Source organism: Streptomyces sp. SID3343 (genome assembly GCF_009865215.1).
In the GTDB taxonomy this organism is placed as follows: Bacteria; Actinomycetota; Actinomycetes; order Streptomycetales; family Streptomycetaceae; genus Embleya.
In genome coordinates, this window is record NZ_WWJX01000907.1 from 1 (window position 1) to 11441 (window position 11441).

Sequence of the window (11441 nt, forward strand, 5' to 3'; positions counted from 1 at the left end):
GGAGCCGGCGGCCGTCCTCGCGGACCTCGACCGCGCGGGATTCGGGGCGGGGCTCGCCCGGCCCGTGGAAGTGGTCGTGTCCGGGGACCCGCGCGAGCTCGCGCATCGCTTGGCGGCGCTGCCGGGTGTCGCCGGCGTGGTCGCGCCCGAGACGTGGGCGAGTGGCGAACTGCGGGTGATCGACGTGTGGACCGACGAGGATCCGGCCGCCGACGGCGGCCGCGCCGTGGTCGGGCGGGTCCTGGATCGGGCCCGCGCGCACCCCGGCGCCGAGGCCGGTGGCGGTCCCGCGCAGGACGTGGACTTCGCCGACGCGGTCTACGGTTCGCTGCCCGTGATTCTCGCGGTGATCGCGCTGCTGACGTTCGTGTTGTTGGCCCGGACCCTGCGGTCGGTGTGGTTGCCGATCAAGGCCCTCGTGCTCAACGTGCTGTCGGTCGCGGCCTCCTACGGCGCGGTCGTGCTGATCTGGCAGCAGGGCCACGGCAGCGAGTTGCTGTTCGACACGCCGGCGACGGGGGCGATCACCGTGTGGGTGCCGATGGCGGTGTTCGCGTTCTTGTTCGGATTGTCGATGGACTACGAGGTGTTCATCCTGACCCGGATCCGCGAGGCGCACGTGGATCTCGCCCGCGGGGGCAGCGCCGACACCACCCGCGAGGCGGTCGTGGTCGGGATCGGCCGGACCGGACGGCTCGTCAGCTCGGCCGCGCTGATCCTGTTCTTGGCCTTCGTCGCGCTGTCCACCGTGCCGGTGACCGACGTCAGGATCCTGGCGACCGCGCTCGCGGTCGGCATCCTGGTCGACGCCACGATCGTGCGCGGTGTGCTCGCGCCCGCACTGGTGACTGTGATGAGCGGGGCGAACTGGTGGTTCCCGACGATCCTGGCCCGGATACTGCGGACCGGCCCGAACCCCGCGCCGGACGCCGACGGCGCCTCGGCACCGACGGTCGACCACGCGTCGGCACCGACCTCGGACCGGGCGGGCCGCCGCTGACCCGGTCGTCAACGATCCGACACCCTGCGGTCGCCCGGGCGGCGCGTACCGCAGGTCGGTGGAGTCGTCGGGCCCGGGTTATCCGTAACGTGCACCCGGCACCGACACCCGATATCCGTCCGGGTGATCCGTAACGTGCACCCGGCACCCGGCATCCGGCACCGGCACCGGCACACCCCGAGCGCACGAAAGCGAAAGAGGGGCCCGCGGAGGTGGGCCCCTCTTTCGTGTCCGCGGTCGACGTCCGCGGTGTCGGTCAGTGCACGAGCACCGGCACCGGCACCTCGTCCTCGGCGCCGTCCTCGCTCGACGACACGACCTTGGTCCCACCGTGTCCGACGGTGATGAACGTGAACGCGATCGTCGCGGCCAGGGCCAGGATGCCGACCGCCCACCAGATGGCGGTGGCGTAGCCGTGCACCATGGCCTGCAGGCGCAGTTGCTCGACGCCGCCGCTGCCCGCCGCGTGCGACGTGGCGTAGGCGGTGGTGGCGCTCGCGGCGATGGTGTTCAGCAGCGCCGTACCGATCGCGCCGCCGACCTGCTGCGACGTGTTGATCATCGCCGAGGCGACACCGGCGTCGCTGGGCCGGACACCGTGCGTGGCCAGGCTCATGGCCGGCATGAACGCGGTACCCATGCCCAGGCCGAGCAGGACCTGCGCCGGCAGGATGACGCCGGCGTAGGAGGTGTTGATGTCGAGCTGGGTGAGCAGCAGCATGCCCAGCGCGGCGCTGACGAAGCCGGGACCCATCAGCAGTCGGGCCGGAACCCGCGTCATCAGCCGGGCGCCGATCTGGGTCGAGCCGGTGATCATGCCCGCGATCATCGGGAGGAACGCCAGGCCGGTGACGACCGGCGTGTAGCCCTTGACGATCTGGAGGTAGTAGGTGAGGAAGAGGAACATGCCGAACATCGCGATGATCGCGAGGCCGAGCGAGAGGTAGATGCCGGCGCGGTTGCGCTCGGCGAGAACCCGCAGTGGCAGCAGCGGCGCCTTGACCCGGGCCTCTACCAGCACGAACGACGCGAGCAGCACGACCGCGGCGACGAACAGGGACACCGTCGAGGTAGCCATCCAGCCCGAGCTCTCGGCGCGGGTGAACCCGTAGACCAGGGTGCCCAGACCGAGCGAGGACAGCAGCACGCCGGGGATGTCCAGCGGCGCGCGGTTGCGCGTACCGGACGGCTCACGAATCACGAGGACCGCACCGAGCGCGGCGACGGCGGCGAAGGGGATGTTGACGAAGAAGGTCCAGCGCCAGTTCATGTACTCGGTGAGCACGCCGCCCAGGATCAGGCCGACCGCGCCGCCACCACCGGCGATGGCGCCGAAGATGCCGAACGCCTTGGCGCGTTCCTTGGCCTCGGTGAACATCACCGCGAGCAGGGACAGCGCCGACGGGGCGAGGAGCGCACCGAACACGCCCTGCAGGGCGCGGGCGCCCAGCAGCATGCCGGTGTTGACCGCTATGCCGCCGATCGCGGAGGCCGCGGCGAAGCCGATCAGGCCGACGATGAAGGTGCGACGTCGGCCCCACATGTCGGCGATGCGACCGCCGAAGAGCAGGAGCCCGCCGAAGGCCAGCGCGTAGGCGGTGATCACCCATTGGCGGTTGCCGTCGGAGATACCCAGGTCCGACTGTGCGGACGGGAGGGCGATGTTCACGATCGTGCCGTCGAGCACGACCATCAACTGGGCGATGGCGATGAAGATCAGCGCTTTCCAGCGCCGGGGATCCGGCATCGCGTTGGCGGCCGGAGCCGTCTTGGACAGGGAGGTGCGAGGCATGGCGGTACCCACTCGGGAAGATTGCGTGGCGACGCCGAACGTCGCCGGGGGCGGTGTCTGCGCGCGCCTCGGCGATGTGCGGGCGCGGTCGTACGATGTCGGACGTGGTGGCGGAACGCGCGATGCGGTCCGCGCTCCGAAGTGTTCGTCGCCGGTGTCGGCGGTGGTGGTGGTCAGTGGGTCAGTCGGCCACGTGCTCCAGGTCCTGGAGCGTAACGGGGCACCCGGACAAGGGCGTCGGATCGATCGCCCGGAAGCCGTCGAGCAACAAGTCGAGGTAGCGCGGGAGGTAGCGGTCGTTGATCGTGCAGCCCACGCCCGGCAACGGCCGGGTGAGTTGCATGATCGCCATCACCAGATCGCCCGAACCGACATCGGTACGCAATCTGCCCTGCTCGCGGGCCCGCTCCATGAGCGACTCGGTGACGCCCGCCAAGCGGGCGCGCGCCGCGAGCAGTTCGGGATGCGACTTGTCGACGTCGTCGGACAGCAGGGTGCACAGCGCCCCGATTTTTTCCTCCGCCGCGCCGTGGATGAAGCGTCGCAGCGCGGTGAAGGCGTCCGTCTCTTCCGCCGCCGCGGACTCGCCGCGCTCGGTGATGCGTTCCGTCACGGACAGCACCACCCGATGCGCGAGCTCGCCGCGGTCGGCGAAGTGCCGGTACAGGGTCGCGTTGCCCACCCCGGCGCGCCGGGCGACCTCGTCCAACGGCGCGTCGGCGCCGTGCTCGACGAAGATCTCTCGGGCGGCGGCGATGATGCGATCGCGATTACGCCGGGCGTCCGCACGCAGTCGGGGTTCCCGATCCTTGACGTCGACTTCGGCGACTGGGGTGTCGGCGAGGGTGCTGCCCATGATCCGGCCCTTCCTTCCTGTACGTGCCCGACACGTAAGCGGGGAGTGAATCCCCGATTGTTCCTACGCAGGGGTAAACGGACAGGAAGTCCCCGGATATTTCGAAAGCCCATGTGACCTGGGCCACATGGGCTTCCTCGGGCTTTTTCAGGCCCCACAAGCCCCTGCGGGGCACCAACGGCTGGTGCACGCGAGGTCGTGCCGGCAGGCGTTCAGGTCGTTTCGTTTGAACCGTGCGCGCGCGCCCACGCGAGGAGGCGGTCGCTCGGCCACGTGGTGATCACCCGGTCGGAAGGGACGCCGCACTGCTCGGCCCGGGCGCAGCCGTACTGCTGCCAGTCGAGTTGGCCGGGGGCGTGGGCGTCGGTGTCGACGGAAAAGTACACGCCTGCGGCGACCGCCAGGCGCAGCAGGCGCGTGGGAGGGTCCAGGCGTTCGGGCCGGCAATTGATCTCCACGGCGGTGTCCGACTCCGCGCACGCGGCGAACACGGCCTCGGCGTCGAAGGTGGATTCCGGGCGACCCTTCCCCTGGACCAGGCGTCCGGTGCAGTGGCCCAGGACGTCGACCCGGGGATTGCGGACCGCGGTGAGCAGCCGACGGGTCATCGTGGGGGCATCCATGCGCAACTTCGAGTGGACGGAGGCGACCACGATGTCCAGGCGGTCGAGCAGTTCCGGCTCCTGGTCGAGTGAACCGTCGTCGAGGATGTCGCACTCGATACCGGTGAGCAGACGGAACGGGGCCAGTTCGGCGGCGAGTTCGGCGACGACGTCGAGTTGTGCGCGCAGCCGGTCGGGGGTCAGGCCACGAGCCACGGTCAGCCGCGGCGAGTGGTCGGTGAGGACCGCCCACTCGTGGCCCAGGTCGCGGGCGGTCTCGGCCATCGCACGAATCGGGCTGCCGCCGTCGGACCAGTCGGAGTGCATGTGGCAGTCGCCGCGCTGCGCGGCGAGGAGTTCTTCGCCGCCGGTGGTCAAGGGACCGTGGTCGGCCTCCAGGCGCGCCAGGTAGGGCGGGACGTCACCGGCGGCGGCCTCCTCGATCACCTCGGCGGTCTTGGGGCCGATCCCCTTCAGGTCGCGCAGGGTGTGCGCGGTGATGCGGCGGCGCAGGTCGTCGGGGTCGAGGTCGCCGACGATCGCCGACGCGGTGCGAAACGCCTTGACCCGGTAGGTGGGCTCCTGGGTGCGTTCCAGCAGGAACGCGATGCGGTCGAGCGCTTCCCGCGGGTCGGGGGCGGGCGCGGCGCGGTTTTCGCGGGGTGAGGGCATGGACGAACTGTGGCCGCCCGGGGTGACGGTAAACCGATGGTGATGGGTCGATCACGTTTCGCGTCGAACGCCGGCCGACATCGCGCTTTGATCGACGGAGCGAAACGGGGCATCGACGCTCCGTCGAATAATCCCGCCGGGAATCCGGGTGGTGGTGCACGTCACATTGCCCGCACGGTATGTCGGAGCACCCCGACGCACCGTGAGCCGAAACTCCCGGAATTTTACCGTGTGTGGCGATCGGGTAACCCAGGGCGGATGGGCTCGAATACTTTGCGTGGAGGAATCGGAACTTTCAGTCCCGGTATTTCCCCTTTTCGACCCGATTTCCGTCATGTCGCAGAACGTGATGTTTGGATCCGGGTCCGGGGTGTGCGTAGTTTGGTGCTTCCGCAGCACCGGCCCGGTGCCTGAGCGGATATGCCCGCCGGATCGCCGAATCCTGCCGCCGGAGGGCCCCGGGACTAAAAACCCGAAAAGGCAGGAGCGGGGGAACCAGGTAGTACGCCGTCGGATGACACCTGTTCACAGGTGTTCGTCGGACGGCTTGGGGTGAAGCCGTGTGCCCTCCCATCCGTGGGAGGCGACATGCGGCCGGGCGAGACTCTCCAGCCCGAATCCGACAGCTCACCTCGTAGGCGTGGGAGAAGGAACCATTTCGTGCAGTCCATGATCACCCCTGCCCGCACGTCCAAGAAGCAGCGCCTGGCGCTCACCCTCGGCATGGCCGGCGCCATCGTCGCCGCCCCGCTGATCGGTGGCCTGGCGACCGCCAACGCCGCGTCGGTCTCCACCTGGGACAAGGTCGCCCAGGGCGAGAGCACGGGCAACTGGCACATCAACACCGGCAACGGTTTCTACGGTGGCCTCCAGTTCACCCAGAGCACGTGGGCCGAGTTCGGTGGCCTCAAGTACGCCCCCCGTGCGGACCTGGCCACCAAGGACCAGCAGATCGCCATCGCCGAGAAGGTCCTCGCGGTTCAGGGCCCCGGCGCGTGGCCGAACACCTCCGGCCCGGCGGGCCTGACCAAGGGTGGCCCCGCGCCGACCGTGGCCCCCTCCACCTCCTCGAAGGCCGCGACCGCCGCCCCGGCGCCGGTGGCCAAGACCGAGAGCAAGTCCGTCACGGTCGAGCCCAAGGTCGTCTCCCCCAAGCTCACCGAGAAGACGTCCACCACGTCCTCGTCGAGCAGCACCTACTCCGTGGTCAAGGGCGACACCCTGTCCAAGATCGCGGCCGCCAAGAGCGTCGAGGGTGGCTGGCACAAGCTGTACGCCGCCAACCGCGCCGTGATCGGCTCGAACCCCAACCTCATCCAGGTCGGCCAGAAGCTCGCCATCGCGGGCTCCGCCAAGGCCGGCGCGACCTCCGCCGAGGCCCCCGCGACCAAGACGGAGTCCGCCCCCGCGGCCCCGCACAAGGTTTCGGTGACGCTCAAGGAGAAGGCCGCGGCCCCCGCCCCGGCCACCAAGGCCAAGCCGCAGATCTCGGTCAAGTCGGCCGACTCCTCGGCCGCCGCCGCCACGACCAAGACGAACTCGTCGGGTTACGTCGCCCCCGTGAACGGTTCCCTGGGCACCGCGTTCGGCACCGGCGGCTCGATGTGGTCCAGCGGTAGCCACACCGGCCAGGACTTCATCGTCGGCACCGGTACCTCGGTCAAGGCCATCGCGGCCGGCACCGTGGTCAGCGCCGGCAACGGCGGCGCGTACGGCAACGAGATCGTCATCCGCCACGCGGACGGCAAGTACTCGCAGTACGCCCACCTGTCCAGCATCAAGGTGAGCGTCGGCTCGACGGTCGGCGCCGGCCAGCAGATCGGCCTCTCGGGTGCCACCGGCAACGTGACCGGCCCGCACCTGCACTTCGAGATCCGCACCACCCCGAACTACGGCAGCGGCATCAACCCCGTCACCTACCTGCGGGCGCACGGCGTCAGCCTCTGATCGCCCACTGATCACAGTCGCGACAACGCGGTGAGCACACGGGGGCGCGGCGGTTCCCCCGAGTCCTCCCCGTAGCAGCACCCAAGGGCCGTGCCCGGCCGACCGAAAGGTCACCGGGCACGGCCCTTCGCCGTACCGCGGTGGAAACTGCGGGGGTGGAACCGCCGTGGAAACCGCGGCCTCCGGAGCAAGCGCCACGGGTGGGCCGGTGGGAACCATCCCAAGCCCACCAGCCCACACCCGCGGCCGTGAAGTCGACGAACCCCCTACGGCCGGTAGCCCGCCTCCGGCGCCGCCGTGGGTGCACCGGTCGCCGACGAGAAATCCTGCGACAGGAAGTCCGGCGGCAGGTCGGCGAGTTTGCCGACCTCTCGGGCGAACGAATCGGACGCCGCGGTGAGTTGCACCTGGATCGCGTGGCAGAACGCGCGCAGCCAAGCCACCCTGCGTTGCATTTCCTCCAGTTCGGCGGCGTATCGGCCGCCCGCTTGCGTCCGGTACGAACGGGCCGCGTCCTCCGCCGCGGACTCCGCGCGCTCCTGCGCCTCCCGCAGCATCACCTCGGCCTGCTGCCGGGCCTCCGTCATCACCTGGCGGCAGTACTGTTCGGCCTGGGCGACGTAGGCGTCGGCCTGTTGCTGGGCCTGGGAGAGCATCGCGACCGCGTACTTCTCCGGCTTCGCGGCCGGCACCAGGGCCGACGACGTGGTGGGGCCGGGGCCGGTCTCGACGCCCTGCTGGCGATACCACTCGCGAAGCCGCTCGATCTCCGCGCGCAGCGCCGACTTCTCGTTGTCGCTCGCCGAGATGTCCTCGGCGAGGCGGCCGAGGAACATCCGTACCTCCTCGACGTCGTAGCCCCGACGGGCGAGCGACGCGCGGTTGAACTCGGTGGCGCGCACCCGCTGCGGTGTCAGGGGGGTCCGGTGCCGGTCCGCAGGCACGGGATGGGGCCGGCCCCGTTCGTCCTCACCACGCGGCTGGTTCATGACTGACCTCCGTCGATCGGTTCGCCTGGCGCTGCCCGGGTTCCGCGTAGCCGGCGAATTCCTCGTAGTGCAGTCGTTCCTCGGGCAGGCCGGCGGCGCGCAGCCGGGCCAGCCCGTCGGTCACCAGGTCGGGGGAGCCGCACAGGTAGATCTCGTGCGCGCCCCACGGGCCGTGCCGTAGCGCGACGTTCACCGAATCGCCCTGCTCGCCCGGGTACTTCGCGTCCTCGGAGACCGCCGGGATCACGGTCAACCACTCGCAGGCCCGCGCGTACGCCTCCAGCGCGCCGAGGTCGTACAACTCCCGGGCGGTGCGCGCGCCCACGTACACGATCGCGCGCCGGCGGATGGCGCCGTAGTCGTGTTCGGACCTGATCTGTTCGATCAGGGCCTTGAAGGGGGCCAACCCCGTGCCGCCGGCGAGCAGGACCACGTCCCGGCCGCCGGTGCCCTCCAGGGTCAGGCGCTGTCCGACGGGTGCGCCGAGCCGGAGCAGGTCGCCGGCCTGGACGCCCTGCGCGATCGCGGTGCTGACGCTGCCGCCGTCCACGACCCTGACGTGGAACTCCAGTGTCCCGTCCGCCCGGGGGGCGTTGGCGGGGGAGAAGTAGCGCCACATGCGCGGGCGCAGCGCGGTCTCCAGCGCCACGCTCTGGCCCGGTACGAAGTCGAGCCGGGTGTGCGGACGCACGGTCAGCACCACGATGCCCAGGGTCCGGCGGTCGTGCCCGACCACCTCCGCGTCCCACCACGCGGGCGTCGTGCGCGCCGACTCCTCGGCGGCGTCGCACATCACCTTGGCGACGAGCCCGTAGGCCGCGGCCCAGTCGGCGGCCAGTTGCGGGGTCCACGCGTCACCGGCGAAGTTCTCCAAGGTCGCGAGCAACGCCTCGCCCACCGCCGGGTAGTGCTCGGCCACGACCGCGAACTTGCGGTGATCACGGCCGAGTTGGCCCAGGAATACGACCAGGGTGTCCAGGTCGTCGACGTTCGAGACGACGTGTCCGAGCGCCTCGACGAGCTTGCCACGCTGCCCGGCCATCGAGACGGGGAACATCTGCCGGGTCTGCGGGTGACCGAGGAACAGGGACGAGTAGAAGAACAGGGGCACCTGGTCGCCGTGCGCGGCCACCAGGCGCCAGCTCTCCTTGAGGCGGGCGGTGTCCACGGCTCAGCGCGCTCCCTCGCCGGCCGGGACCGGATGCTCGACGATCTGCTCGCGCACGGCGTCCAGCGTCGAGGCGACGGCTTCGGCGATGTGCGCGGGTGCGCCCAGGTCGGCGAGGACATCGAGCAGGTGGGCGGCGACCTTGTCGTAATGCGGGCCGCTCACGCCGAGCCCGGCATGGGCCTCGTCGAGGCCGCGCCCACCGTAGCTCTGCGGGCCGCCGAGGACGGACGACAGGAGTAATACCTGATGCCGCTTCACCACCGAGACGTCCGCAGCGGCGAAATAGGGCGCCAATTCCGGGTCGGCCAATACCAGCCGATAAAAGCGGTCGACCGCCTCGGTGATAACCGGTGCGCCGCCGAGTTGTCCGTACAGGGTGTCCTGCTCTTCGAGGGGAGTCGAGGTTTCTGTTTCGGCCATGGTGCTCACCCAGTCGTCGATCGGAAATTCGGACGGCACATAGCATCCGGGTCCCGACTGTCGCATGTCAATGAGAGTAATGCCGGAATTTGATCGGATTGCGGCCCGAGGTTCCGACGGCCGCGCGGGGGTGCGGAGGGCGACGTGAAAGAGCGAATATTCCACCGGGCAAGCATTTCGGGGTGAACCGCAGCCCTCGCCAACCGGAATCAAGTGGGTAAAAATGACGGGCGAAATCGGATATCGAACGTCCGATCGGGAACGGGATCCGCAGGAGATCAAGATCCACTGTGAGGGCCGACCAAGATCGAATGCGGGGGCGGGTTCGGCGATACCCGGAAGATCGTATTCCGTATCGAGTCGAAGATCGGCCGAATATGCTCGCGCATTTCGGGGGCGGCGTCCGGCCGGCGGTACTCGGGCCGGCGGGGTGGGAAGGGGAGAGGCTTTCGACGAGTGCGGGGTCGCGGGCACCGGCCCGCGACCCCGCACGTGTGTGCGACCGGCTCAGGCCGGGCCCACCGTGATCGTCGCCGTGAGCGGCAGGTCGGCGCTGGAGGCCCCCACGTGGACGGTGTACGCGCCGGGCTCGGTGCGCCAGCCGACGCCCTCGACCCAGTGTCGGAAGGCGTGGGCCGGGATCGACACGTCCACGTCGACGGTCGAGCCGGGCTCCGCGAGCACGCTCGCGAAACCGGCCAGCCAGCGGACGGGGCGTTCCACGTCGCTCTCCGGCCGGCTCAGGTACGCCTGGACGACGTGCCGACCGGGCCGAGCGCCGGTGTTGCGTACGGTCACCCGCGCGGTGGCCTCGGCGCCCGCCGGCGACGACGCGGCGACCGCCACCGCGACGTGCTCCCACGTGGTCCACCCGAGACCGTGCCCGAACGGGTAGGCCGGGGCGGCCTCCGAGCGGGCCCACCCCCGATACCCGATGTGGATGCCCTCGGCGTAGTCCAACCGGCCGTCGACAGGGATCGTGGACAGCACCTGCGGGTCGTCCTCGTGCGCGGGCCACGTCATCGGCAGTCGGCCACCCGGCTCGGCGCGGCCGAGCAGCACGTCGGCCAGTGCCGCGCCGAACTCCTGCCCGGGGAACCACGCCATCACGATCGCGGCCACGTCCGCGCGCCACGGCAGCAGTACGGGCGAGCCGCAGTTGAGCACCACGACGGTGTTCGGGTTGGCCGCCGCGACGCGACGCACCAACTCGTCCTGGCGGCCCGGGAGGGACAGGTTCGGGCGGTCGTGGCCCTCGCTGTCGGTTTCCTCGGTACTGCCCACGACCACGATCGCCACGTCGGCCGCTGCCGCGAGCGCGACCGCGTGCGCGAGGTCGGCGTCCTCGTGCGCGACCGGCGGGTCGACGCCGAGCACGAATCCGGTACCGGACAGACCGGGCGCGAAGTCGTGCCGCAGGCGCAACTCGACCTCTTGACCGGCCGTCAGGTCCAGTACGGCCCAGCGCTCGGGCGGGGTGAGGATCCCGCCGAGCGGGTCGTCGGTGACGAGTACGTCCTCCAGGAGAGTCACCCCGTCGGCCTCCAGACGGAACCGGCCCACGCCGCCGATCCCGATCCGATGCGGGCCGCTCTCGCGGACCTCCAGGATCCCGACGGCCTCGATCGTCGCGGCCTGTGCGACGATCGGGTCGTCCAGCCACAACAGCCTTCCGCCGCCGCGCAGTTCCTCGTGCAACAACCCGCCGTCGGGATCCGTGTACGTCAGCCACAGGCCGCGTTCGCCGGTCTTGGGGTCGCGGGTGTCCGCGTCCGTGACCGGCGGCAGTCGGTGCCGGATTCGTGCCCCGACGGCGTGCTCGACGCTCACGTCGGGGCCCAGCGCCGCGCGCAGACCGGCCAGCGGGCCGATCGCGTACGGCGGGATGACCGTCGCGCTGCCGCCGCCCTGGATCCGCGCGACGTCGGCGTTGGGGCCGATCACCGCGACCCGCCGCAGCGTGCCGGGGTCGAGCGGCAGTACGGCGCCGGT

Annotated in this window: 9 protein-coding genes and 1 riboswitch; of the genes, 2 read left to right on the plus strand and 7 right to left on the minus strand. The window is 70.6% G+C overall.

Annotated features, from left to right (window positions below; translation table 11 throughout):
- Positions 1–1000: MMPL family transporter (locus GT354_RS27825; protein WP_161359124.1), on the plus strand; the 1000-nt coding region annotated here is incomplete at its 5' end.
- A 256-nt stretch (positions 1001–1256) separates the two neighbouring features.
- On the opposite strand, the gene GT354_RS27830 is transcribed toward GT354_RS27825, so the two are convergent.
- The 3 genes from GT354_RS27830 to GT354_RS27840 form a co-directional block, all read right to left on the minus strand.
- A complete protein-coding gene (locus tag GT354_RS27830; protein ID WP_161359125.1) occupies positions 1257–2792 on the minus strand; it encodes an MFS transporter in 1536 nt (511 codons plus the stop codon).
- Positions 2793–2973: 181 nt separating this feature from the next.
- A complete protein-coding gene (locus GT354_RS27835) occupies positions 2974–3648 on the minus strand; it encodes a TetR/AcrR family transcriptional regulator (protein ID WP_161359126.1) in 675 nt (224 codons plus the stop codon).
- Positions 3649–3860: 212 nt separating this feature from the next.
- A complete protein-coding gene (locus tag GT354_RS27840) occupies positions 3861–4922 on the minus strand; it encodes a PHP domain-containing protein (RefSeq protein WP_161359127.1) in 1062 nt (353 codons plus the stop codon).
- A 423-nt stretch (positions 4923–5345) separates the two neighbouring features.
- A riboswitch (cyclic di-AMP (ydaO/yuaA leader) is annotated at positions 5346–5578 on the plus strand.
- Positions 5579–5591: 13 nt separating this feature from the next.
- Between GT354_RS27840 and GT354_RS27845 the strand changes: the two genes are divergently transcribed.
- The gene (locus GT354_RS27845; RefSeq protein ID WP_161359130.1) at positions 5592–6869 is read left to right on the plus strand and encodes a transglycosylase family protein; all 1278 of its coding nucleotides are present in this window, start codon (positions 5592–5594) and stop codon (positions 6867–6869) included.
- 266 nt (positions 6870–7135) lie between these two features.
- Here the strand turns inward: GT354_RS27845 and GT354_RS27850 are convergent, their stop codons facing one another.
- The 4 genes from GT354_RS27850 to GT354_RS27865 form a co-directional block, all read right to left on the minus strand.
- Complete coding sequence (locus tag GT354_RS27850; protein ID WP_161359128.1) at positions 7136–7858, minus strand: DivIVA domain-containing protein; 723 nt, start codon at positions 7856–7858, stop codon at positions 7136–7138.
- Entirely contained in the window at positions 7839–9026 is a 1188-nt protein-coding gene (locus tag GT354_RS27855) for a globin domain-containing protein (protein ID WP_161359129.1), read from the minus strand. The genes GT354_RS27850 and GT354_RS27855 overlap by 20 nt, the downstream gene beginning before the upstream one ends.
- 3 nt (positions 9027–9029) lie before the next feature.
- Positions 9030–9515, minus strand: coding sequence for a group 1 truncated hemoglobin (locus tag GT354_RS27860; RefSeq protein WP_202512378.1), 486 nt, complete (start codon positions 9513–9515; stop codon positions 9030–9032).
- A 441-nt stretch (positions 9516–9956) separates the two neighbouring features.
- On the minus strand, positions 9957–11441 hold a 1485-nt coding region (locus GT354_RS27865), incomplete at its 5' end, for a glycoside hydrolase family 3 C-terminal domain-containing protein (protein ID WP_202512379.1).

Bases quoted from the DNA above. Each gene is read 5' to 3' on its own strand.
- GT354_RS27830 (WP_161359125.1), bottom strand. From the start codon at position 2,792: ATGCCTCGCACCTCCCTGTCCAAGACGGCTCCGGCCGCCAACGCGATG.
- GT354_RS27835 (WP_161359126.1), bottom strand. From the start codon at position 3,648: ATGGGCAGCACCCTCGCCGACACCCCAGTCGCCGAAGTCGACGTCAAG.
- GT354_RS27840 (WP_161359127.1), bottom strand. From the start codon at position 4,922: ATGCCCTCACCCCGCGAAAACCGCGCCGCGCCCGCCCCCGACCCGCGG.
- GT354_RS27845 (WP_161359130.1), top strand. From the start codon at position 5,592: ATGATCACCCCTGCCCGCACGTCCAAGAAGCAGCGCCTGGCGCTCACC.
- GT354_RS27850 (WP_161359128.1), bottom strand. From the start codon at position 7,858: ATGAACCAGCCGCGTGGTGAGGACGAACGGGGCCGGCCCCATCCCGTG.
- GT354_RS27860 (WP_202512378.1), bottom strand. From the start codon at position 9,515: ATGCGACAGTCGGGACCCGGATGCTATGTGCCGTCCGAATTTCCGATC.